This is a genomic window from Paraburkholderia sp. NPDC080076 (assembly GCF_050281145.1).
GTDB lineage: Bacteria > Pseudomonadota > Gammaproteobacteria > Burkholderiales > Burkholderiaceae > Paraburkholderia.
Genome location: NZ_JBNNWQ010000017.1, coordinates 53,333 through 75,210, shown reverse-complemented (window position 1 = coordinate 75,210; position 21,878 = coordinate 53,333). Strand labels below are relative to the sequence as shown.

General features: G+C 56.4%; 21 protein-coding genes. 12 read left to right on the top strand and 9 right to left on the bottom strand.

Features of this window, described 5'->3' with window-relative positions:
* Window positions 1–107: 107 nt before the first annotated feature.
* The gene (locus ACQKRQ_RS39855; RefSeq protein ID WP_427483191.1) at window positions 108–869 is read right to left on the bottom strand and encodes a carboxymuconolactone decarboxylase family protein; all 762 of its coding nucleotides are present in this window, start codon (window positions 867–869) and stop codon (window positions 108–110) included.
* Window positions 870–1,265: 396 nt separating this feature from the next.
* Complete coding sequence (locus ACQKRQ_RS39850; protein ID WP_427483189.1) at window positions 1,266–1,649, bottom strand: nuclear transport factor 2 family protein; 384 nt, start codon at window positions 1,647–1,649, stop codon at window positions 1,266–1,268.
* 472 nt (window positions 1,650–2,121) lie between these two features.
* Here ACQKRQ_RS39850 and ACQKRQ_RS39845 point away from each other — a divergent pair, with 472 nt between their 5' ends.
* On the top strand, window positions 2,122–3,099 hold the full coding sequence (locus ACQKRQ_RS39845) for a LysR family transcriptional regulator (RefSeq protein ID WP_427483187.1): 978 nt from the start codon (window positions 2,122–2,124) through the stop codon (window positions 3,097–3,099).
* Between the two features lie 69 nt (window positions 3,100–3,168).
* Complete coding sequence (locus ACQKRQ_RS39840; protein WP_427483186.1) at window positions 3,169–4,170, top strand: LysR family transcriptional regulator; 1,002 nt, start codon at window positions 3,169–3,171, stop codon at window positions 4,168–4,170.
* Window positions 4,171–4,321: 151 nt separating this feature from the next.
* Here the strand turns inward: ACQKRQ_RS39840 and ACQKRQ_RS39835 are convergent, their stop codons facing one another.
* The 4 genes from ACQKRQ_RS39835 to ACQKRQ_RS39820 form a co-directional block, all read right to left on the bottom strand.
* A complete protein-coding gene (locus tag ACQKRQ_RS39835) occupies window positions 4,322–5,341 on the bottom strand; it encodes an NAD(P)H-dependent flavin oxidoreductase (protein ID WP_427483184.1) in 1,020 nt (339 codons plus the stop codon).
* Between the two features lie 4 nt (window positions 5,342–5,345).
* On the bottom strand, window positions 5,346–5,900 hold the full coding sequence (locus tag ACQKRQ_RS39830) for a cytochrome b (RefSeq protein WP_427483182.1): 555 nt from the start codon (window positions 5,898–5,900) through the stop codon (window positions 5,346–5,348).
* 77 nt (window positions 5,901–5,977) lie between these two features.
* On the bottom strand, window positions 5,978–6,121 hold the full coding sequence (locus ACQKRQ_RS39825; protein WP_427483180.1) for a hypothetical protein: 144 nt from the start codon (window positions 6,119–6,121) through the stop codon (window positions 5,978–5,980).
* Between the two features lie 223 nt (window positions 6,122–6,344).
* Complete coding sequence (locus tag ACQKRQ_RS39820; RefSeq protein WP_427483178.1) at window positions 6,345–6,509, bottom strand: hypothetical protein; 165 nt, start codon at window positions 6,507–6,509, stop codon at window positions 6,345–6,347.
* A 288-nt stretch (window positions 6,510–6,797) separates the two neighbouring features.
* On the opposite strand from ACQKRQ_RS39820, the gene ACQKRQ_RS39815 reads away from it, so the two are divergent.
* On the top strand, window positions 6,798–8,510 hold the full coding sequence (locus ACQKRQ_RS39815) for an FAD-dependent oxidoreductase (RefSeq protein ID WP_427483176.1): 1,713 nt from the start codon (window positions 6,798–6,800) through the stop codon (window positions 8,508–8,510).
* Between the two features lie 99 nt (window positions 8,511–8,609).
* On the opposite strand, the gene ACQKRQ_RS39810 is transcribed toward ACQKRQ_RS39815, so the two are convergent.
* The gene (locus tag ACQKRQ_RS39810; protein ID WP_427483253.1) at window positions 8,610–9,569 is read right to left on the bottom strand and encodes a LysR family transcriptional regulator; all 960 of its coding nucleotides are present in this window, start codon (window positions 9,567–9,569) and stop codon (window positions 8,610–8,612) included.
* A 129-nt stretch (window positions 9,570–9,698) separates the two neighbouring features.
* Here ACQKRQ_RS39810 and ACQKRQ_RS39805 point away from each other — a divergent pair, with 129 nt between their 5' ends.
* From ACQKRQ_RS39805 to ACQKRQ_RS39795, 3 genes are read left to right on the top strand one after another with little or no spacing between them, the layout of a single operon-like run.
* A complete protein-coding gene (locus tag ACQKRQ_RS39805; protein ID WP_427483174.1) occupies window positions 9,699–10,985 on the top strand; it encodes an MFS transporter in 1,287 nt (428 codons plus the stop codon).
* Between the two features lie 13 nt (window positions 10,986–10,998).
* Window positions 10,999–12,543 carry a M81 family metallopeptidase gene (locus ACQKRQ_RS39800; RefSeq protein WP_427483172.1) on the top strand — a complete coding sequence of 515 codons (1,545 nt, stop codon included), beginning with the start codon at window positions 10,999–11,001 and terminating at the stop codon, window positions 12,541–12,543.
* Window positions 12,544–13,557: a D-cysteine desulfhydrase family protein gene (locus ACQKRQ_RS39795; protein ID WP_427483170.1), complete on the top strand. Its 1,014-nt coding sequence runs from the start codon at window positions 12,544–12,546 to the stop codon at window positions 13,555–13,557.
* Between the two features lie 227 nt (window positions 13,558–13,784).
* On the opposite strand, the gene ACQKRQ_RS39790 is transcribed toward ACQKRQ_RS39795, so the two are convergent.
* Window positions 13,785–14,174 (bottom strand): tautomerase family protein, encoded by a 390-nt coding sequence (locus tag ACQKRQ_RS39790; protein WP_427483168.1) that lies wholly within the window; start codon window positions 14,172–14,174, stop codon window positions 13,785–13,787.
* A gap of 726 nt (window positions 14,175–14,900) precedes the next feature.
* Between ACQKRQ_RS39790 and ACQKRQ_RS39785 the strand changes: the two genes are divergently transcribed.
* From ACQKRQ_RS39785 to ACQKRQ_RS39770, 4 genes are all read left to right on the top strand, one after another.
* Window positions 14,901–15,542: a DsbA family oxidoreductase gene (locus ACQKRQ_RS39785; RefSeq protein WP_427483251.1), complete on the top strand. Its 642-nt coding sequence runs from the start codon at window positions 14,901–14,903 to the stop codon at window positions 15,540–15,542.
* Between the two features lie 88 nt (window positions 15,543–15,630).
* Window positions 15,631–16,515, top strand: coding sequence for a LysR family transcriptional regulator (locus tag ACQKRQ_RS39780; protein ID WP_427483166.1), 885 nt, complete (start codon window positions 15,631–15,633; stop codon window positions 16,513–16,515).
* 391 nt (window positions 16,516–16,906) lie between these two features.
* Window positions 16,907–17,329, top strand: coding sequence for a VOC family protein (locus ACQKRQ_RS39775; RefSeq protein ID WP_427483164.1), 423 nt, complete (start codon window positions 16,907–16,909; stop codon window positions 17,327–17,329).
* Between the two features lie 135 nt (window positions 17,330–17,464).
* Window positions 17,465–18,307 (top strand): oxidoreductase, encoded by an 843-nt coding sequence (locus tag ACQKRQ_RS39770; RefSeq protein ID WP_427483162.1) that lies wholly within the window; start codon window positions 17,465–17,467, stop codon window positions 18,305–18,307.
* 20 nt (window positions 18,308–18,327) lie between these two features.
* Here the strand turns inward: ACQKRQ_RS39770 and ACQKRQ_RS39765 are convergent, their stop codons facing one another.
* Window positions 18,328–19,269 (bottom strand): LysR family transcriptional regulator, encoded by a 942-nt coding sequence (locus ACQKRQ_RS39765; protein WP_427483160.1) that lies wholly within the window; start codon window positions 19,267–19,269, stop codon window positions 18,328–18,330.
* A 106-nt stretch (window positions 19,270–19,375) separates the two neighbouring features.
* Here ACQKRQ_RS39765 and ACQKRQ_RS39760 point away from each other — a divergent pair, with 106 nt between their 5' ends.
* Window positions 19,376–20,887 (top strand): CoA-acylating methylmalonate-semialdehyde dehydrogenase, encoded by a 1,512-nt coding sequence (locus tag ACQKRQ_RS39760; RefSeq protein ID WP_132374106.1) that lies wholly within the window; start codon window positions 19,376–19,378, stop codon window positions 20,885–20,887.
* A gap of 282 nt (window positions 20,888–21,169) precedes the next feature.
* A complete protein-coding gene (locus ACQKRQ_RS39755) occupies window positions 21,170–21,832 on the top strand; it encodes an MOSC domain-containing protein (protein ID WP_427483157.1) in 663 nt (220 codons plus the stop codon).
* Window positions 21,833–21,878: the final 46 nt, after the last annotated feature.

The window sequence follows — 21,878 nt, the reverse complement described above, 5'->3', positions numbered from 1 at the left end:
GCCTCGTTTAGAGTGATGCGCTCTCGCCCGACGAATTCGTCGTTTGGAAATCACCGCCGGTTTGATGGACCGGTTGTGGAAAAAAACGGTGTACCTTTCGTTGCTGTCTATATATCCTGCGCGGCCGCGATTGCGTCTTCCAGCATCTGAGTACCGATCAGTGCACCGTGGATTCCGATAACACTCGCAATCTCGATGACCTCCATGATTTCCTCCGCGGTTGCACCGTGACGAAGTGCATTGCGCATGTGAATCCTGATACCCGGCTCGTAAAGATGGGTGGCGGCGACATCGAGCGCGCAAAGCACGAGCTCCTTGATTTTCGGTTCGAGAACTCCGTTCTGCCACGGAACCGACGAAAATTCGAGGTACGCCTCGAAGAAATCCGGATCGAGTTCCAGCGCATCGTCCCAGATGCGATCCCAATGCCCCTGTACTTGGGTAAAGCGCCGTTTCAATGTTTGCCTGCGGCTATCCGCAGACACTGTCCGCTCGCGGAGACCTTCTTCCTCAAGCACTTCTGCGAGGATGGGCATGGCAACATTGGAAGCGTGAATGCCGATCGTACTGGTCAGCTCGAGCACTTCCATCAGTTCTTCACGTGTGGCACCAAAATCCACCGCCGCCTTCAGATGCATCTGGATGCCGGGAGCAAAGAGATGGGTCGAGGACGCATTCACCGCGATATAGATGAACTCCTTGACCTTGTCCTCCAGGTGGTTGTGTCGCAGTGGCACCGCAGACAGGTTAAGGTACGCATGCAGGAAATCACAGTCGACACGAAGAATGCTTTCCCATTGCGGAGCCCACGTACTCCGCACGCGGATGAACTCGTCCTTGATCGATTGCTGTTTGTGGGTAAGTGTCATTGCTTCTCCGTTAGGGATATATACAGGGGAAACTAACCATTAGAGCATCACGAATACAGTCAGGAGCATGATTGACGTCATACGCTCGCACTGTCCGGAGCGATTGACAAGCGAAGGGAAAATATACGGCTATCTGATTGATAGATAACGCTACGCCGGCAACGAACGAGACGACCCATCCGTGGGCCCGCACGAGTCTGTGGGGTGCACCCGTCATTGGGTGATCGGGATAGCTCACAAAAAAAGCGCACTTCCGAGAATGTGCGCCGCGACAAAAGAAGGGCAGGGTAGGGTAGGAGGAACGTCCCTTCATGCCGCAAAAAGACCTATTACCCGATGGCCGAGGCGAACTGGCCAGCGACCAGGGAATGTTTCATCAGGAACGGACAAATACGATCAGACGGACACGGTCGATATGTCGTGCCACAGCTTGGCCACGATCACAAAGGAACCGTTGACATACACCCGATTCAAGTGATCGATGAAAACCTTGTCGTGGATGCGCAGGTGAACTTTGGTGACTGCAATGTCGGTCGACAGAAAGTCCGCCGAGATCAACGCATCGTCACGCCTTTGGCCTTTACTCATTGGCGACACACGTTCAGCGATGACCTCCCGGTAGTCGGCAATGGGAACGACAGTCAGTTTTCCGTCGTCCGTGTCGAACAAGCTGCAACTCGTGTGGAAAACCCGATCAAACTTGTCCAGATTGCACTCGTGCAGTGCCTGAAAATATAGATCGACGGCTTGGGCAAGTTCGGGCATTTTCTCGATAGACATGTTGATTTTCCCGCAGATCGTGACGAACAGACGAGGAGCGCTTTGCCCACGTTGGCTCCAGCTTCTATCGAACCTGCCATGCTGATAATTTGCGAATCGTAAGCTCGTTGCCTTCGAGTTTGAATACCCACGATAGGCAAACACTCTTTCCCGGCGAGAACAAGTTGGGCGTACAGTGAGCGGTCCCGCCGGGCGGCTAGCTGCCGATCGATTCCGCTGGAACTCCGCAGAAACTGTCGGTTATCTGTTTACGCGATACCCCTATCGCCATAAACCGCCTATGCGTATTGGAAACGTTGCTAAGCTGTTTCCTGCGCGATATGTCAACAATCTCAATGTAAGAACGTCGCTATATGGTTTGTCTGACCTTCGATGGATTTGTCGGCAATGATGGCAGCCTTCGGATCTTTACAGCCACGAAAGTTCCAGTCAGGGGATGTTTGCTTTGTGAAATTTATCAGCGAGGTAGGCGATGGATCAGCTATACATGTTGCGAGCATTCGTTGCAGTCGCACAGCATAGAAGCTTTAGTAAGGCGGCTGCATCATTGGGCGTGACCACGGGCTCGATCTCCAAAGCTATCGCCAAGCTCGAAGAGAGCATCCAGACGCTGATCCTGCATAGAACAACCCGATCTGTTTCAGTGACAGATGCGGCACAGTCGTACTATCTGAGTTGCTGCCGTCTCCTCGACGAACTTGACGAAGCGAATCGTCGGATCGCGCAGGAACGGGAAATCGATAGTGGAAGGTTACGACTCGTTGTGCATCCGATGCTGGTGAACAAAACCTTCTCGCGACTTTTGTCCGACTATCAAGCAATCGCTCCCAACGTGAATCTCATGGTTTCCGTTCGGGAAGAAGCGGTGAACCTGTATGACGGCCACTTCGACATGGCGATTCTTCCGCCTCATCTAGTGGAGCAGTCTGGGGTAATTCGCCGTACATTGTCCAGGTCGCGGCACATTTTTGTCGCCGCTCCTGGATATCTTGAACGATGCGGGACACCCGAAGCCGCATCGGATCTGGCTAGCCATTTCCTTCTGTTGGACCCTGCGTCAAAGCAGAAGGGCACGAATTTCATCGATCTTCTGGAAACAGGAAAGCGAATGAGCGTGCTGCCGATGTCGTCCATGGACGGTAACGAGGTGCTGCTTCGGGCAGCGGCACTTACGGGAACCGGCATTGCGACCATATCCGAAGCTATGGTTCGTGAAGACATTGCTGCGGGGCATCTCACGCACATCTTGCCGCAGTGCTCCACGTCGGAAAGCGGCGCAGAGGTATGTCTTTTCTACTCGCACCGGGAATTGCTTCCTGTGAGACTGAGGACCTTCGTCGATTTCTGCATTGATTTTTTCCGCTCGCTTCCCGGGCCTATCCCTAATGCGATGGCGGCAATCCCACAGCGCCTGGACCGCGACGTAGATCATGCGTTAACAGCGGTCTGAAGCCTGGCTGAAAGGGCGTCGCATTGCGTCACGCCATTCGTCATTTTCAGTGATCGATAGGATGCCGTCATGGAAATGCGTCAGTTGAGAATCTTCTGTGCCGTGGCCGAAGAGGGCAGCTTCACTGCGGCGGCGGAAAAAGTGCACACCGTGCAGTCCAATGTCACCATGCGGGTGAAAGAGCTCGAGGCTGAGTTGAGTCAGAAACTGTTCATTCGGCAAAAGAGTGGCGTAGTGCTCACGTCGGCCGGACAGGCTTTCCTCGGCTACGCACGCCGCATTCTGCAACTCACGGAGGAGAGTCGCAATGCGCTGATGGATACTGCAACGCCCGCCGGGCACCTTCGACTCGGATCGATGGAAACGACGGCTGCGATACGACTGCCCCAGGTGCTGACGAAATACCGGGCAAAGCATCCCCAGGTCAAGTTATCTCTGCTGACGGGCACCACCGTCGAATTGATCAAGGCCATCGAAAGTTATCGTCTTGATGGCGCGTTCGTGGGCGGGTTTCACGAGAACACAGGTCTGTCCCAGGAGGAGGCGTTCGAAGAAGAACTGGTCCTGGTGAGCAGTTGTGAGTTTGACTCGCTGGCAGCGCTTATCCGCGTCATGCCTCAACAAACGGTGCTTGTTTTCCGGACGGGATGCTTTTACCGCTCTACACTCGAGCATTGGTTTCATCAGGGCGGGCTGGTTCCCAATCAGGTGATGGAACTGGGAACGCTTGATGGCATCCTGTCATGTGTCGCTGCGGGCATAGGCGTTGCGTTGTTGCCGAAGACTGTCGTCGAAAGCTATGTATCCCGCCAGACGATCCGCTACCATCGGCTGCCGCCCGAGATCGCAAATGTCAAGACCGTTTTCATTCGTAGGAGTGACACCTTGATCACCCCAGCATTGACCGCTTTCATTAGTCTGGCGCGAGATCAGTTCATCCGGGTAAACGAAGATACGAAAATCGTCGTGGAAAGAGTCGCGCCAGTGAAACATGCCGCTACCAACGCGACGAAGCTCAACGTTCACCAGGGATTGCGCGATTGCGCCGGCGGCCCAGCGTGTGTGGGGTAAGCGCCGCGATAACGAGCGGGCAGCACGGCATGCCTCTGCATGTCCGGGGTCGGCTATACAGACGCATACTCACCGACAGACGGTACGCTCAGAAGGGGTTGCTGATTCGATTCCGTGTGCGGCGAGTATGTTGACTGAGAGGCCGCTGCGGTTAGATCGCATTGCGTGCATCATGACAAAGTGGCGCCAATGCGTGGTGGTCGCTTGCTTCATCGCCCCGCACTTCCGGGGCGGCGGGTGACACAGGTAGCCCTTGGATGAGTTCAGCTACCCGTTCGGCCGCAGAGACGACACTGCCGATCTTTCCAACACCCTGTCCAGCGTAAAGCGACAGTTTCTGTGCCATCCGCGGCTTGTCAATCACGCGTGCTCCGCCGCCGATGAAGCGCAGCAAGTTCCATTTATCGCGATTTGGAATCACCCGGTGCGGGGTGCCGTACTTCCAGCCGAATGAGTAGCCCGTCCGATACTCAGTATCGTCCACGGTGGCTTCGACGATCTTTTGCTTGTAGAGCGGATGTGCGTTCGACTCGTGGCTTGCCACGAACGCCGTACCTACGAGGACACCCGCGGCGCCGAGTCCCATTGCGGCCTTGACGTCGTCGCGATTGGTGATGCCTCCTGCCGCCAGGACCGGCCGTCCTTGCGCGATTTTGCAAATCGCCGGTAGCAGCGACATCAGGCCAATGGTGCCCCGGTTGAGGTGGCCACCGCTCTCGCTTCCCTGCGCCACGATCATATCCGCCCCGCGCTCGATTGCCATTTCGGCGAGTTCGACTGTGCCAACCTGCACCGAGACCACCAGCCCGGCATCCTTGGCACGGGGAATCATCTCGACATAGTCCTCGGCGTAGAACAGCGAAAGCAGCCGCGGCTTCTCCCTGAGGATCACCTGGAACTGCGCTTCGAATACCTCAGGACCACCGAACGACGGAACGAGGTTGACTCCGAAGGGCATGTCTGTCAGTTCCCTTGTTTCCCGTATCCATTTGAGCAGGGCCAGCGGCGGCAGTCGCAGGCCGCCGAGCGTACCCATTCCGCCGGCATTCGCCACCGCGGCGACAAGCTTGGGGCCAGAAATCGCTGCCATGCCCGCGAGAAAGATGGGGTACCTGACGCCGCAGAGTCGAGTGACCTCGCCCACGGCAAAATCCGATTTGACTTCACGCATGGCTTCAAAGCTCCACGTGTTTTCCGATCATTCGTTTTAAGGCGTCATTCCGTAGAACCAGGTGATTCTTGAGCGCGCCAAAAATATGCAGCGCCAAGCCCAGGAGAAAGGCTGTCGCGCCGACGTTGAAAAGGATATCGACAACTCGCTTGACCTGCGCGTTGGGTTCAATGAGAGCAGGTATCGCGAATCCGCCTGGCAGACCAATACTTTCACCTGCGGCCGACTTTGAAAGCCATGCGGCGATCGGAAGCAGAACCATCGCCAAGGCTAGGGAAACTGCCACGGATCTGCTGACGATCACCTCAATGGGGTTCGGCGTGCCGACGGGCAGGGGATGATAGGAATACATCCGCGCCCCGAATCGATAGATCGAGATGACGAACAATATGGTGCCGAGCAGGTTTTGGATCCGCGTCAAGCCCGCCCTTTGCACCTCGCCGGCTGTTTGGGATATGGCGATGTCGAAGCCGATAATCGAGAGTAGCAGAGCGGCCACTAGCCAATGCAGCGCGATAGTGACGGGTGAGAACCCGAGGCCATTGTCCCGCAGTTTCATACTTACCTCCTTGCGTGTGTTTTCTGACGACGGTCGGGCCATGAAGAGGGCTGACACCGGCAGGTCAAGTTCAGCCTTCAACGCAGGCGCCAGCCGAAATCCAAGTGGGTTGCCGCTTCGGATGCGTCCGACATCGTCTGCGCACCAATCCGGCATTGGCCGTGACGGTACGACTCGATGTTAGCGATGGTGGTAAGGAGGAGTTGATGGGCGAGGTTCATTGGCTTATCCCCCGCAATAGTCGTTGCGCTGGCCTGCTCGAGTTTGCAACCGGTGCATCGAATAGCCAGTTGAATCCGCGCCGAATACCGGCCGCTGCAGTTGTTTCCATCAGTTTGTCTCCGTCCATGGAAGGTTTTTGATGCCCAGTCCCATCAGGAGATTGCTTGGTCCACCTCCCGGGCTGCAGCTTTCTGTTTGTTGAACGATATATGGACTACTCAATCACATCAAATGATGATTTGTGATGGCTGAAATCTCTTTTAGTGAATTGGTCAGATGAGCAAACGGGTGATCGCCCAAGTCAGAGAAGTTTGGAGGAATCCAGAACAGAATCGTGCATCCATGCTGAACCCAAGTAGAGAAAACATCATCTTTGCGACCTCCCATGACATTCTCTATTTACCAGATGTAAAAGGTGTTGTTCATGCCTTGGCCTTTATTCAGCGTCGTCGCAAACCTTATAGTTCCTACTGGAGGCCGTGGGTTGGGATGGGTCGAACGCAGACATAGTTTTGTTGGCGTCATTTGAGACAGATCGTGCTTGCCGGAGCGTTTTCCAGCTGGATCCCTCGTTGCAGACTCTTGCAATGCTACGTTCCTCGAGGCCAAACCCGAGCGATTCGGCAGCGAATAATTTGAATGCCCACTACCTCCTGGTTGAACAAGGAAACTCCCATGACATTGAAAGACGGTACATCACCCGGCGTCCGTGTCGCGCCTGAAGATTACGAAACCGTCGAGGCAGGTCAACGCACGCAGATTGAGCGGCGTCGGTATCAGATGTATCCCCGTTTGACCGCAACGCGGATAGCCAAGGCGGCTCGTTTCGGGACGACGGAACACTGGAAAGCCGGCGACGTCATGTTTCGCGCCGGAGAGCAGAGCGACGGCATGAGGATCTTGACTCGTGGAACCGTACATTTGATCGTACGGAACGGATTTGGGCAGTCGCGGCTTTTTCAGGAAGTTGGTGAGGGGCACTTTCTCGGAGAGACGGCCACACTCAGCGGCAAGCCATACCTTGTTGACGCGATTGCCATCACGGACGTTGATGCCTTCCTCATCGCGCCTGAGCGGCTCCGGGCGCTTCTGATTGCCGAAGCTCAACTCGGCTCGGAGATCATGCGCGCGTTCATTCTTCGGCGCGTCGGCTTGATTCAGGATGGTAGTGGTCCGATCCTGATCGGATCTTCGACTGACGCGAGACTCATCGTTCTCGCAAATCTGCTGAGGCGCGCCAATCATCCACATAGGATCCTCGATCCGTCCACGGACGATGAGGCTCGCGATTTCCTTTCGAAGACACAGTGCGTAGAAGGACAGATGCCGCTAGCCGTACTGGTTGACGGCTCTATCCTGCACAATCCCGATGAAACGCTTCTCGCGTCGAAGCTCGGTCTGCTGCTCGGCTTCGATGAAGCCGGCACGTACGACACCGTCATTGTCGGTGCGGGTCCAGCCGGACTCGCTGCGGCCGTGTACGCCGCGTCAGAAGGACTTTCCGTGCTGGTTTTCGACTCAAAGGGCTTTGGTGGACAGGCCGGCGCAAGCACCCGGATCGAAAATTATTTCGGGTTTCCAACCGGCATCTCCGGTCATGTTCTCGTTAGCCGCGCATATGAGCAGGCTGTTAAATTTGGCGCGGAAATAGTCATACCGACCGAGGTGGCAAAACTGCATTGCGCCGAATCGCCCTTCAGGATCGAACTCAGGGACGGTCGTTGCGCCCACGCGAAGACGGTTGTTATAGCATCCGGTGCTGCCTATCGCCGCCCTCAAATCACGGGCCTCAATGAGTCCGAGATTCGCGGCGTCTACTATTGGGCGTCATCGATCGAGGGTCGTCTCTGTCAGGGTTCGGAAATCGTACTCGTGGGAGGAGGGAATTCTGCTGGACAGGCAATCGTCTTCCTCGCGAGCTATGCAGCACATGTCCATGTGCTGATTCGACGCAAGAGCTTGCACGAAACGATGTCGAGATATTTGATCGATCGCGTGAGCTCGTTCGCCAACGTGACGATTCATAGCAACTCTGCCATCGAATCTGTCGCATCAGACGAGGACGGCGTGACGGAGGTTCATTTTTGTTCGGACGGAAATCACACACGAATCCCAACTCGCCATCTCTTTCTCTTTACCGGCGCCGACCCTGCCACCGGCTGGTTGCGTGGATGCGGAGTGGAGGTTGATGACAAAGGTTTCGTTATTACCGACCGCACGGGTTCGACGGAGTCAACGACGGCCAATTTCGCATTTCAGACGAGTGTTCCGGGCGTTTTTGCAATCGGCGACGTGCGTTCGACTTCGATTAAGCGTGTCACGTCCGCCGTCGGGGAAGGTGCCGGCGTAGTGGCCGAAATACATGCGCTATTGACGGCCGAACGTTGAGGCAGTGTCCGATCGCGCCTCCAGGCGTAATCGCGTGCGACACGACCCTGTGTAGACGGTCAATACGGTGTGCGTCATGTTTTCCCACCGATGTACCCGTCATTCTTTTTTGCGTGTGCTTCGCTTCCGTGCCGACGCTCTGTGTAACTGAAATACGGTCATATCGGACAGGATGCGTTTGAGGATCTCGTCAGCTGCCTTGGAAAGAGGACGCCCGTTGCGTACGAGGACTCTGGCTTGCGCGGACGAAAACAGCGGATGGTCGACCGTTCTAGAAACCAAGGTTCCAGCCTCAAGCTCGGCGCGGGCAGCAAACTTGGTTGCGAAAATGACGCCACGTCCCGTCTTCGCGAACCTGATCAGCACACGCAGGGAATTGACGGTGAGTACTGGCGCGAGACGCAGATTCTCCGCGAAAGCGAGGGCCTGCATGAGCTGACCGAGACCGAAGGACACCGGCATGAGACCGATCGGATAAGAAAGTGCCTGATGGACAGAGATCGGTGTTCGGGTATCGCCCTGTGACAGTGGATGATCTCTTGCGGCGAGTACGACCACGGGCTCCGGGGCGCTTGCCAGGTATCGGGTGTGTGGGGAGTTGGGCGGGTTGTACGCTATCCCGATGTGCGCGATGTCTTCTTCGACTTCTCTTACCACCTCGTTGACGGGTGCCACATTCATTACCACATCCAGCTTCGGGTACTGCGCCGAAAACTTGTTCAGCACTTCGTCCAGGAAGTCATCGACGAAGCCTTCGCTGATGGAGATCCGAACCTGACCTCGCTGCAACCCACGCAGCTCATCTAGCCTGTCCTGAAGATGCTCCTGCTGTGCCTGGCAGGCTCTCCAGTATTCCAGCAGCTGATGTGCCGCCTCGGTTGGCGCCACGCCGCGGGATTGCCTTTCAAACAGGACCATCCCGACTTCATCTTCCAGCAGCTTGATCTGCCGCGTAATGACCGACGGCGCCGTGTTGACGCTGTCGGCGGCGCTGCGAATTGAGCCGTGGGTCAGCACCTGGTGAAAATAACGAAGCCTGCGTTGGTTTATTTCCCGCATGGCGTAAATCCCCGTGTTGCTCAAAAGACAACGATAGCGGTCCACGGTTGCTCTTGCAACCAGGTTTTTCTTGGGTAACGATGCAGACACCAGAACCGCCGGATCCGCTATCGAAACTGGAGCGAATTGATGTCTACACTGTCTTCCGCTGCGCTCTCGCATGGCAAGCGAGCTGTTTATCGTCGCATAGACTTGCATGTGTTACCGCTATTGGTGTGCTGCTATCTCTTCGCCTATCTTGATCGGATCAATATCGGCTTCGCGAAGCTACAGATGCAATCCGACATCGGAATCAGCGACGCGGCGTTCGGGGTCGGTGCAGGGATTTTCTTTCTGGGGTACATGCTCTTTGAAATCCCGAGCAACCTGCTGCTTCCTCGCCTCGGAGCGCGCAAAACGCTCAGCCGAATCATGGTGCTATGGGGACTCACATCCGCTGCCATGATGTTTGTTCACGATGTGCATTCGTTCTACATTCTGCGGTTCATGCTCGGAGTCTTCGAAGCCGGTTTCGCGCCGGGAATGGTCTTTTATCTAACATGCTGGTATCCCCAGGCGCGGATGGCGCAGGTGATGGCTTTCGTGATGGCGGCCGCGCCTCTCGGTGGTATTGTCGGGGCGCCTTTGTCGACAGGGATCATGGCGTTGCTTTCGGGTGTGCACGGGCTTGCCGGTTGGCAGTGGATGTTTCTCCTCGAGGGCTTGCCCTGCGTTGTCCTCGGAGTCGTTACGTTCTTCTGTCTGGACGATCGCATTGAATCTGCGCGATGGTTGTCCAGCGATGAGAAGGCATCACTTTTGCAAGACATCGGAAGCCGGAAGGCGAGTCACGCGGGGTTCAGGGACGTCTGCACCGACGGTCGCGTCTACGTGATGGCATTCGCGTATTTCTGCCTTATATGTGGCATATACGCCGTCAGTTTCTGGCTTCCGACAATCCTCAAGTCAGGAGGCGTGTCAGATCTCATGACCATTGGCTTCCTGTCAGCCATTCCCTATGGTCTTGCGGTGATCGCGATGTGGGTGATAGGCCGAAGCTCTGATAAGCGGATGGAGCGTCGTTGGCATAGCGCGGTGCCCGCAATGGTTGGTGCGGTTGCGCTGGCCGTTTCAGCATTTTCGATAGGCTCGCTGTGGTTATCGCTCGCCAGCATTACGTTGGCCACAGCTCTCACGTGGGCTGCGTACACGGTATTCTGGGCCATGCCGTCAGAGCATCTGAAGGGAGACGTGGCGGCCGGCGGCATTGCGCTGATCAACACGATTGGGCTGGTTGGGGGTTTTATCAGCCCAAGCATCATTGGATGGGTAAAAAGCGCAACCGGGAGCATGCAGACTGCACTTTTGCCAACGGTTGCTCTATTGATGGTGGGAGCGTGCGTTCTAGCGCTTATTCGATCCAAACGAGAGGCTTGAAGGACGCCACATCATGAAAATACTGATTGCCGGGTTCCAGCACGAGACAAACACATTTGCGCCATCCAAGGCGGACTATGAGAATTTCGTCCGCGGGGAAGGATTTCCAACTATGGTCCGCAAAGACGACGTATTCCAACTGCAAAACGTGAACATCCCGATCGGAGGATTTATCCAGGAGATGCAAGCGGAAGGACATCACCTGATCCCGATCATATGGGCGGCGGCGAGCCCTTCGGCCCACGTAACCCGATCAGCTTACGAGCGGATTGCTGGTGAAATCGTCGAAGCGGTCCGCTCCACCAAAGTGGACGCGATTTATCTGGACCTGCACGGAGCCATGGTCGCCGAGCACGTCGATGACGGGGAAGGGGAGCTGCTGGCACGCATTCGAAGTATTGTCGGCAGTGACCTACCTGTTGTCGCGTCACTTGATCTGCATGCGAACGTAACGGAGCAGATGCTGCGCAATGCAAGCGGTCTCGTGGCATACCGGACGTACCCTCACGTGGACATGGCCGATACGGGAAGGGCTGCGGCGCATCTATTGCGACGGCTGATAGCCAGCAAAACGCCAGTCACGATGGCCTATCGGCGCATTCCGTTTCTCATTCCGGTGAATGCGATGTGCACATTGCTTGAACCGGCACGTAGCGTCTACCAACATCTGGCAGCCCAGGAAAATACCGCAGTACTGTCAATTTCGTTCACGCCGGGATTCCCCGCTGCGGATTTTCCGGAATGCGGACCGATGGTCTGGTGCTATGCCACCGAACCAGACCACGCGGATGCGGCGGTGGCAGCCATTTATGACGACATCATCGAGCGGGAGTCCGAATGGGCGGTCGAATTTCTTAACCCGGACGAGGCTGTACGTGAGGCACAGCGAATCGCTTCCCGCGCGAACCGTCCGGTGGTCATTGCCGACACGCAGGATAACCCTCATGGCGGCGCGGATTCAAATACGACGGGAATGCTCCGGGCACTGGTGCGCAACAAAGCTCAGGGCGCTGCACTGGGCCTGATGTGGGACCCTGAAGTCGTTCGAGTGGCTCACAAGGCGGGCAAAGGAAGTTACATCACGGTAGCGTTGGGCGGCAAGTCTAAGGTTGTTGGTGACTTCCCGTTCAAGGCGACATTCGAAGTTGAACATCTTTCGGACGGCAAATGTATCTTTGACGGTCCGATGATGCACGGAATGCACGTCGATGTCGGTCCGACTGCCTGCCTTCGAATTGACGACGTGAGAGTCGCGGTGAGTTCCGTTAAGGCACCGATGAACGATCGCAACCTTTTCAGGATGGCTGGTATCCAGCCTGAGAAGATGAGGATCCTGGTGAACAAGAGTTCCGTGCATTTCCGCGCGGACTTCGGTCCTATTGCCGAGCGTATTCTCGTGGCCAAGTCGCCTGGCCCGATGGCGGCTGATCCTGCCGATCTGCCGTGGAAACGACTAGGAGCCGGTACGCGTGTGCGCCCAACCGTGAGTTCAACCCGGCCACCCAACGACGACACTCTCCGTTTCGACGAACGATCAACCAACTTGTGGGGTGACTAAATGACATTGCGAGTACCGGATCTTTGCCGGTTTCCCAAGGCGCAATTGCGCGACGGGCCTTCACCGATTCTGGCACTGCCTAGATTGAGTCAGCACTTAAGAGGTGCCGAGATCTATGTCAAGCGGGAAGATCTTGATGGCCTGGGAGGCGGCGGCAACAAGCTGCGCAAGCTCGAGTTTCTGATCGGGGAGGCGCAGGCGGCGGGCGCCGACACGATCATCACGGTTGGCGGCCGACAGTCGAATCATGCCCGGTTGACGGCAGCGGCGGCTGCGCGCATTGGAATGAAATGTGAACTGGTGCTCTCGAGGCTGGTTCCGATCGAAGACGATGACTATGTCGAAAATGGCAACGTGGTACTAGATCGCCTCTTTGGTGCGGTCATTCATGATGTTCCTGGGAACGTTAATGCGCTGCAGGTTGCGGAAGAGCGGGCTGCAAAGCTGCGTGGCGAAGGCCGAAAAGTGTATGTGTGTCCGCTCGGCGGATCGAGCCCGATCGGCTGTCTGGGCTATGTTTCCTGTGCAATTGAGATTCTCGACCAGTCGAGGAGCAGCGGAATTGACTTTGACTATATCGTTGTCGCAAATGGCAGTGGTGGCATGCAGGCCGGGCTTGTAGCGGGGGCGATCGCTGCTGGTGTGTCGCCGACGAAAGTAGTGGGGTACACGGTTCTTGCGCCGCTCGAAAAAGCGTATGCCACCACATGCGAAAAAGTGCAGCAGACGCTTGACTTGATGGGTTCTGGTCTCACGGTATCCGGCGACGATGTTGTTCTGTACGGTGACCAACTCGGAATCGGCTACGGATTGCCTACTGACTCAATGCGGCAGGCAGTCAATCTTTTGGCCAGTCAGGAAGGCCTTCTGTTGGACCCGGTATATAGCGGCAAGTCGTTCGCGGGTCTGATTCAGAGCGTCGAGAATGGAACATTCGGTGCGGGGAAAAAGGTTCTGTTTCTTATGAGTGGGGGTACCCCTTCGTTGTTTGCATATCGCACCGCGTTCGACTGACTGGGGACTTATCCGTCGGGCCTCTCAGAATTGATAGCCAACAAGCCTTTAAACCATTTTGTGAATGAACGATGTTGTTACTGCGGCTTACCGAGTGCGGGGCCAAGGCGGTGCACCCGAATCCTTTGCTAACGCACCATGGCAGGCCACGGGGTGGGAGCCAGGCTGGCAATGCGGTCAGAGTGATCTGGAGCCCGTCAGGCAGCAGCGACCACGTTGTGCACGCGTCAAAGTTCGCCGGTTAAATACTGAGCGACGCCGTTCCCGAAGCTCCAGTCCGAGTCAGAGTTGGTGGTGATGGAGACGATCACATCATTTGCACCCGTGCCACAGTTTGCCGCTAATTCGGCCGTAAGCTCACTATAGAATTTGCGCTTTGATTCGTCAGAACGTGGACGAGTGGTGACTGAAACCAGCGTCAGTTTTTCGGTACGTACGATTCCGAGCCCGGTGTCTTGCGCGACTAACCGGCGGAGATTGTGTTCCGTCAACACCTGATAGCGGTCCGTTTGGGGTACGTCGAAAGCCTTGACTACGGCTCGATGTACGGCATCGAGCAAGGAGTTGATTTCAGCCTCCGTTCTTCCTTGAAGGACATCGATACGAATTAGCGGCATTCTTTCCTCCGTGAATAAAAGAAACGGTGTCGGCGCGATGGCACGAGCGATGGGAATGATCCATCCTGGATTCCCAGCCTGACAATGCGACCTTCGGCATGGATACCAGCCAAACGTATGTATAGGCGCTGGTCCTGGTGACCCTAACGATGCTGAGCATCAAGATGTGAAAGCTATCGCCGGCAAGCGCTTATCCTACTTTGCATTCCTCTTTCTTTGGCCGATACAGTGGCGTGGACACTTGAACACCGGCCAACAATTGAAATTCGCGCGGCGTCGCACGGCCGGTGATGATGGCATCGCAGAATGGTTGACGCACAGGAACAATTGAATTACCACAGACTGCGATCATCTCGCATCGAAAGTCGTTCAGAATACGAGGCATCCCCATCACAGCCGAAACGTCATGATGTCTCTCGACGTGGTCAGGCTATTCACATGAACGCTAACCCGCAACACGCATCCGTGAGGATGACTCGTGGCAGTAGCGCCAGCCGCTCTGCCGACGGCCACCGGACCTTCCGTGCGCATTCGCCTGACGTTTGTCCCGCCCGGCTCTGGTGCTCGACGAACTCGCCACCATGTCGTGTCGCGGTTTCCGACCTTGAGTGCGCCGTAATCGGGCGAACGATCCCGCAGGCATTCACAAATTCGGTTGTGCCTGTCTGTCTCTGTTGCCCTCGTATCGAGTCATTCGCGTAACAGGTCATTTTCATCATGAAAGCAATGAAAAAACCACTCAGAATCGATTTTGTCTCCGACGTAGCGTGCCCGTGGTGTGCTATCGGCCTCTCCGCGCTGCAACTTGCGATCGCGCGCCTTGGCGAGGCCGTCGACGTCGAATTAGTCACGCATCCCTTCGAACTGAATCCGCAGATGGGCAACGATGGCGAAGCACTCGTCGAACATATCGGAAAGAAATACGGGCGCACCCCGGAACAGATAGCCGAGGCACAGGTCGCGCTGCGCGAGCGTGGCGCGAATGTCGGCTTTACCTTTGGCCCGCGCACACGCATTTACAACACCTTCGATGCGCATCGCCTGTTGCATTGGGCCGCTATCAAAGGCAAACAGTTACCGCTGAAAGAGGCGCTACTACGGGCCTATCACGGCGAGGGTAAAGCCCCGAACGACCATGACGTTCTGGTCGACGCCGCGGAATCTGTGGGGCTCGACGCAGAGCAGGCGCGCACCGTTCTGCAAAGCGGCGACTACGCCGATGAAGTTCGTGCGGAAGAAGAGAAATACCAGGCGATGGGTATCTATTCGGTGCCGTCAATCATCGTTGACAATCGCTATCTGCTGACCGGCGCACAGCCTGTCGAAGCCTTTGAGGAAGCCATCCGACAAATTCTGGCGGAAGCGTGAGGCATCCTCCGCAGTGACTTCCGCGATGACTTTCGCGCCGCGATGTCGGTTCGTCGTCGACTTCGGAAATTTTTCATAGGGTAGCGTTATGGATGTTGCGGACCTCAGGGCATTTGAAGCGGTCGCTCGCCACGGGAGCATGAACAGGGCGGCCGTAGAGTTGCACACTGTCCAGTCCAACGTAACGGCCCGGATTCGTTCACTGGAAAAAGAAGTTGGTGTTGCGCTCTTTCAGCGGCATGTCCGCGGTGTGAGCATGACTCCGGCGGGGCAGCGCATGCTTCCCTACGCGGCGCGGATCGCCAAGCTCGTTGCAGACGCTCGCGTGGCAGCCATGGACGACGGACCGCCGGGCGGTTCCCTGGTGTTGGGAACCATGGAAACCGCTGCGGCGCTGCGGCTTTCACCGATAGTGAGCAACTTCGCGCGGATGTATCCGCAAGTCAGGCTGTCGCTGACGACCGGAACAAGCCGCAGCCTCGCGACGGATGTCGCGGAATGTCGTCTGGATGGAGCGTTCATAGCAGGTCCTCTTGACCACCCGGAGCTTCACAGCGAAACGATTCTCCATGAAGAACTGGTGCTTGTGACCCCTCGGGCCATAGACTCGCCGGAGTCTTTGGCGTCAATCCCGAACCTGAAAACGATTGTGTTCCGTGTCGGGTGCGCGTATCGGCAGCAGCTGGAAGCGCTGCTTGTCGAGATGGGGATTCTTGTGACGGCTCTCGAGTTCGGCTCGTTGGACGCAATCATTGCGTGTGTAGCGGCCGGTATCGGGATCACGTTGCTGCCGCGAGGCGTGGTCGCGGCGGCGGCGCAGCAGGACATCATTGCTCTCCATGAGGTCTCGCCTGAAAAAACACATGTCGAGACGCTTTTCGTCCGACGGCGTGACGCATACATGTCGAGCGCCATGCGCGCTTTCGTCGAGGTCTCGCGCTCGGAGTTTGGGCCTTCGATGGCGGCCGCGTAGCGGTGTACTGGCGGAGAAACCTTATCGTCCACGTATTCGGGGCGTTCACGACAGTCGTCAGCCTGAGCATGTTGCTGCCGTTGCCGGCGCGATCATTTTCGTCACCACCATTCTGGCCGTTGTACTGGTCAAGGAGAGGGTATCTATTTTCTCGATACCCATATCGTCACAAACCGCTTATGCACTCTCGAAACATTGTTAAGCTGCTTTCTGCGTGATGCGTCAACTATCTGAACGCAGGAACGTCGTTATACGCTCCGTCGGATTTTCAAAGAGTACCTCCGCGATGATGGCAACGGTGCCGAAATCTTATCGTTTCGAACAATACGGTACACGCGAGGCCGCTTCGGAGTTGGCGAATATCATCTAAGTTCAAATGGAGAGCTTGGGGATGACTGATGCACCTCTAACACTTGGCATGGACCACGTTGGTCTGACGGTCCGTAATCTGAGCGTCACCCGGGACTTTTTCATCAACGTCCTGGGCTGGACACAGGTTGGCGGGAGGCCCGACTACCCGGCGGCTTTTGTGTCCGACGGGCACATCACGCTGACACTCTGGGAGGTGAAGGATTTGCAGAATTGCGTGGCGTTCGACCGCAAAACGAATGTAGGTCTACATCACCTCGCGCTGCGGGCCGGTAGTAAAGAGGCTCTCGACGCAATCTTCGCACGGGTCTCCGGATGGCCAGGGGTAGTGGTTGAATTCGCACCTGAGAACATGGGTGAAGGACCCAAGCGTCACACGATGTTGTATGAGCCGGGCGGCATCAGACTCGAGTTCAATTTCGATCCGCGAATTCAGCCTGCTTGAGTCGTGTTGAGTCATGGACGAAGCGGTTCAGGTAGCGCGTGGTGCAGGCCTACTCATCGTATCTAGCGCCCGATTTCTTATCAAAGTAGCTGCCGGAACGGCAGTTCGAAGACTATCCAACGGGAGGTTCCAAACATGAGCCACGCCGCCCAGCGCATTTTTTTGATTACCGGTGCGAGTTCCGGTTTTGGTCGTGCCTTGGCGAAAGCAGCATTGGCCGCCGGCAACACGGTGATTGGCATTGTGAGGAGCGAGCGTGCGAAGGCTGAGTTTGAGGGATTGCATGCACATCACGCCCACGGTACGGTCCTCGATGTGTCTGATTTCGATTCAATCAATGCGACGATCAAGGAAGTCGTCGAGCGCGTTGGTGCGATCGACGTTCTCGTGAATAGTGCAGGATACGGTCATGAAGGAATCCTCGAGGAATCTCCGCTCGATGAACTCCGTCGTCAGTTCGATGTGAATGTGTTCGGCGCAGTCGCTATGATCAAGGCCGTGCTCCCGTCGATGCGAATACGACGCACCGGTCACATCATCAATATCACGTCGATGGCGGGGCTAGTTACATTTCCCGGCATTGCATACTACTGCGGTAGCAAGTTCGCACTTGAAGGCATATCAGAGGCCTTGGAACAGGAGGTGCGCAGTTTCGGTATCAAGGTGACGGCTGTTGCTCCGGGCGCGTTTCGAACGGATTGGGCGGACAGATCGATGGTGCGCACTGAGCACAATATCGACGACTACGACCCGGTGTTTGCTCCGATCCGCCGCGCCCGTATGGCGAAAGATGGGAAACAGCCTGGGGATCCGGTGAAGGCGGCGCAGATCATGTTGGACCTGATCGACGAGGTTGATCCGCCGGTTCACCTCGTGCTTGGCAATGATGCGTTAAGTGTAGTCCGAGACAGAATGTCAGCGCTGAGCCACGAAATTGACGCTTGGGAATCCGTTTCGAAATCCAGTGGCTTCTCGTGAAAACGTAGCGGCGCGAACGGCTATGGAGGAAATCCTTCAGCGAAAGTATCCCTCAGGTACGTGACAAACAGTTCGACAGCGCGCGGTACGTGCGGCGTGTATGGCCGGACCACATAGAGTTGCTCGGCAAAGGCGCCTATTGGTCGCCAGTCAGGCAGGAGAACAATGAGTTTTCCCGATTGAATCGCTGCTTGCGCCGTGAAATCGGGCAGCAGCGCGATGCCCAGATCGTCAAGGGCCGCGTCTCGCAATGCTTCGCTATTATTAGCGGAGAAGGGGCCGTTTACCGTGATCATCAAAGGAGCCGACTGCGTCCGCCGCGCGGCTCTGCGTTCGAACGACCAGATTCCGGACCCTAAAGCACGAGGATAGAACAGGCAATCGTGAGCGGAGAGATCCGCTGGCGATTCAGGGTAACCTCGACGCTCCAGATATGCGTGTGTGGCGACAATGACGGATTGCGTCTCGCACAGCTTCCAGGCGACATGGGTCTCAGGGACCTGAGAGCTATGTCTGACGGCAAGATCGAAGCCTTCCGTGGCAATCGAGGTCAGACGATCAGACGCTTCGAGTTGAACGCGTACTTCGGGATTCGCCCGCAGAAACGCAGACATCTTCGGCACCAACTGCTGCCGCGCTAACGCCACCGGAGCGGTTACCCTGATCAATCCGCGTGCAACGCCCGCCATTTCCTTAACCATCGAAAAACTTGTCGCAATGTGCTCGTACTCCAGACGTGTGTTGTCGACGAGTCGCTGCCCGGCTTCAGTGAGTCGTACGCTGCGGGTGTTACGTTGCACCAGTGCGACGCCCGAGGCTCGTTCGAGTTCTGCGATGCGTTGGCTCATTGCGGCTTTGCTCACGCCAAGGCGAGCGGCCGCCGCAGTGTACGTGCCCTGTTCGGCAAGAACCGTCAGCCAGTGCAAATGAGTCCAAAGGCCTTCGACCTTTCGCGTATCCATATGTCTATTGTTCGCCGTTGGAAACGATCATTTCAAGTTTAACGCCTTTGCAAACGTAATGCCGACTCCTAGACTTTGCTCACCACCCATCGATCAAGGAAGCGAGATGCAAGCGTTCAACGACACAGCCGACGTCACCCACTTTATTCATGGCGAGCCAGTACGTGGGTCAGGAATGCGTACCCAGGCGATTTTCAATCCTGCGACCGGTGAACGCCGACGCAAACTCCTGCTGGGGGAGATCGCAGATGTCGACACCGCTGTCGCAAGCGCCAAGGCTGCATTTCCGAAGTGGAGCAACACGCCACCGATCCGCCGCGCCCGCGTCATGCTGCGGTTTCTCGAGTTGATGAACCGGCATCGGGATGAACTGGCTGCAATCATCACGGCCGAACATGGAAAGGTCTTCTCGGATGCTCAAGGCGAGGTGGCGCGGGGTATCGATGTCATCGAATTTGCCTGCGGCATTCCGCAGCTTCTCAAGGGGGACTATACCGAGCAGGTCTCAACGGGCATGGATAACTGGACAACGCGTCAGGCGCTCGGCGTTGTCGCGGGCATTACGCCGTTCAACTTCCCGTGCATGGTGCCTTGCTGGATGTTCCCTGTTGCGATTGCGGCGGGCAATGCCTTCATTCTGAAGCCGAGCGAGCGTGACCCGTCGGCCTCGTTGTTCATGGCAAGGCTGTTGAAGGAGGCCGGTCTGCCGGACGGCATCTTCAACGTGGTTCAGGGCGACAAGGTCGTTGTTGATGCTTTGCTGGCGCACCCGGATGTGAAGGCGGTGAGCTTTGTCGGATCGACGCCAATCGCCAATTACATCTACGAGACCGGCGCGAAGAACGGCAAGCGCGTGCAAGCGCTGGGTGGGGCCAAAAATCACATGGTTGTGATGCCCGATGCCGACATCGATCAAGCGGTCGACGCGCTGGTTGGCGCTGGGTACGGCTCCGCTGGCGAGCGTTGTATGGCTATTTCGGTCGCGGTTCTCGTCGGCGATGTGGCTGACAAGATCATTCCGAAGCTTGCCGAACGTGCGCGTAGTCTCATTGTAAAGAACGGCATGGAGTCCGATGCGGAAATGGGCCCTGTCGTTACGCAACAGGCGCTCGAACGCATAGAAGGGTACATCGGGATTGGTGTCGACGAAGGTGCGAAGTTGGTCGTTGATGGTCGCGGCCTCAAGGTCGACGGTCATGAGGGCGGATTCTTCACGGGCGGTACGCTGTTCGACAACGTTACACCGGAGATGAGAATTTACAAGGAAGAAATCTTTGGGCCCGTTCTTGCCTGTGTCCGTGTGAAGGACTTCTCGGAAGCGGTCGATTTGATCAATGCTCATGAGTTCGGCAACGGCGTGGCGTGCTACACCCGCGACGGACACATCGCTCGCGAATTCGGGCGACGCATCGAAGTAGGTATGGTCGGCATCAACGTCCCTATTCCGGTCCCGATGGCCTGGCACGGATTCGGCGGCTGGAAACGCAGTCTGTTCGGCGACACGCATGCATACGGCGAGGAAGGTGTTCGATTCTATACGAAGCAGAAGTCGATCATGCAGCGCTGGCCGGAGAGCACGGAGAAGGGCGCTGAATTTGCAATGCCCACAGCGAAGTAAGCGAGCTGATTCGACAAAAGTGATCGGGCGTCGCGTGCGGCACGATGCGGCGTCTGATTTCTGTCTGTGTGTAGTTCCCCAGGCTGTGGCCTGCCGCGTCGTCTTCTCCTGTCACGGATCGTCGTGCAGGGTCCTCTCTGCAACGAATTTCAAGCGATAGCTATGCGCTCCATCGGTGGCGATCCAGGAGCGACACTGCGCGTCTTGCCTCGATGGAAAGAGTGTTTTTCTTGTCTACCGATTGACGGCACGTTCGGCCGAACCAAACACTCGGATATGGCTATGCAACAACAGTTTGTGCAGCATACAACTACGGAAACGACCAACCCAATCGTCGTCCGACTACTCGCGGCCAGTGTAGGTTCGAGTGCTCCGCTGGACGTGGGTAGTACCTCGCCAGGGATGGTGGTTAACTCCGGAATACGCAAAACCCCTGTCAGCGTGCTTCACGACCGGGCTTATATTGAGGTCAAGAGGCTAGGGCTGGTCGGTGATGAGCAAGTAGACCTTAGCGTGCATGGAGGCCTCGAGAAAGCTGTTTATATGTATCCGGTCGAACACTACGAATGGTGGCGCGAACGCCGGCTTGAAGCAGGCGTAATGGGCGCGGACGATCCGCTGCCGTTTGCTGCGATGGGAGAGAATTTAACGACGAGTGGGCTGCTCGAAACTCAACTCTGGGTCGGAGATCGCATCTTGATCGATGAGGTCGAATTTCGTGTCGAGTCTCCCCGAAATCCCTGCTACAAGTTTAACGCTGTGATGGGATACACGCGTGCTGCCAAACACATGATGGCCAGTGGGTACTCCGGTGTTTATTTAAGCGTGTTCAAAACTGGATTCATTTCCGCAGGTTCTTCGATTCAGGTAATTTCTGGCCCTCGGCAGGAGTCGATAAGTGCGATTCTGGACCGGCGGCGTGTCCGCGCACGGCGGGAACCATAAGTCGGAAATTACAGCTGCTCCGTCGGGCGGGCTCTACTCATGAGCC

What these genes read in the sequence shown, in the direction of transcription:
- ACQKRQ_RS39765 (WP_427483160.1), bottom strand. Translation starts at nt 19,269, where the DNA reads ATGGATACGCGAAAGGTCGAAGGCCTTTGGACTCATTTGCACTGGCTG.
- ACQKRQ_RS39805 (WP_427483174.1), top strand. Translation starts at nt 9,699, where the DNA reads ATGTCTACACTGTCTTCCGCTGCGCTCTCGCATGGCAAGCGAGCTGTT.
- ACQKRQ_RS39795 (WP_427483170.1), top strand. Translation starts at nt 12,544, where the DNA reads ATGACATTGCGAGTACCGGATCTTTGCCGGTTTCCCAAGGCGCAATTG.
- ACQKRQ_RS39800 (WP_427483172.1), top strand. Translation starts at nt 10,999, where the DNA reads ATGAAAATACTGATTGCCGGGTTCCAGCACGAGACAAACACATTTGCG.
- ACQKRQ_RS39845 (WP_427483187.1), top strand. Translation starts at nt 2,122, where the DNA reads ATGGATCAGCTATACATGTTGCGAGCATTCGTTGCAGTCGCACAGCAT.
- ACQKRQ_RS39810 (WP_427483253.1), bottom strand. Translation starts at nt 9,569, where the DNA reads ATGCGGGAAATAAACCAACGCAGGCTTCGTTATTTTCACCAGGTGCTG.
- ACQKRQ_RS39780 (WP_427483166.1), top strand. Translation starts at nt 15,631, where the DNA reads ATGGATGTTGCGGACCTCAGGGCATTTGAAGCGGTCGCTCGCCACGGG.
- ACQKRQ_RS39785 (WP_427483251.1), top strand. Translation starts at nt 14,901, where the DNA reads ATGAAAAAACCACTCAGAATCGATTTTGTCTCCGACGTAGCGTGCCCG.
- ACQKRQ_RS39755 (WP_427483157.1), top strand. Translation starts at nt 21,170, where the DNA reads ATGCAACAACAGTTTGTGCAGCATACAACTACGGAAACGACCAACCCA.
- ACQKRQ_RS39775 (WP_427483164.1), top strand. Translation starts at nt 16,907, where the DNA reads ATGACTGATGCACCTCTAACACTTGGCATGGACCACGTTGGTCTGACG.
- ACQKRQ_RS39760 (WP_132374106.1), top strand. Translation starts at nt 19,376, where the DNA reads ATGCAAGCGTTCAACGACACAGCCGACGTCACCCACTTTATTCATGGC.
- ACQKRQ_RS39770 (WP_427483162.1), top strand. Translation starts at nt 17,465, where the DNA reads ATGAGCCACGCCGCCCAGCGCATTTTTTTGATTACCGGTGCGAGTTCC.
- ACQKRQ_RS39835 (WP_427483184.1), bottom strand. Translation starts at nt 5,341, where the DNA reads ATGCGTGAAGTCAAATCGGATTTTGCCGTGGGCGAGGTCACTCGACTC.
- ACQKRQ_RS39850 (WP_427483189.1), bottom strand. Translation starts at nt 1,649, where the DNA reads ATGTCTATCGAGAAAATGCCCGAACTTGCCCAAGCCGTCGATCTATAT.
- ACQKRQ_RS39855 (WP_427483191.1), bottom strand. Translation starts at nt 869, where the DNA reads ATGACACTTACCCACAAACAGCAATCGATCAAGGACGAGTTCATCCGC.
- ACQKRQ_RS39825 (WP_427483180.1), bottom strand. Translation starts at nt 6,121, where the DNA reads ATGAACCTCGCCCATCAACTCCTCCTTACCACCATCGCTAACATCGAG.
- ACQKRQ_RS39790 (WP_427483168.1), bottom strand. Translation starts at nt 14,174, where the DNA reads ATGCCGCTAATTCGTATCGATGTCCTTCAAGGAAGAACGGAGGCTGAA.
- ACQKRQ_RS39820 (WP_427483178.1), bottom strand. Translation starts at nt 6,509, where the DNA reads ATGGGAGGTCGCAAAGATGATGTTTTCTCTACTTGGGTTCAGCATGGA.
- ACQKRQ_RS39830 (WP_427483182.1), bottom strand. Translation starts at nt 5,900, where the DNA reads ATGAAACTGCGGGACAATGGCCTCGGGTTCTCACCCGTCACTATCGCG.
- ACQKRQ_RS39840 (WP_427483186.1), top strand. Translation starts at nt 3,169, where the DNA reads ATGGAAATGCGTCAGTTGAGAATCTTCTGTGCCGTGGCCGAAGAGGGC.
- ACQKRQ_RS39815 (WP_427483176.1), top strand. Translation starts at nt 6,798, where the DNA reads ATGACATTGAAAGACGGTACATCACCCGGCGTCCGTGTCGCGCCTGAA.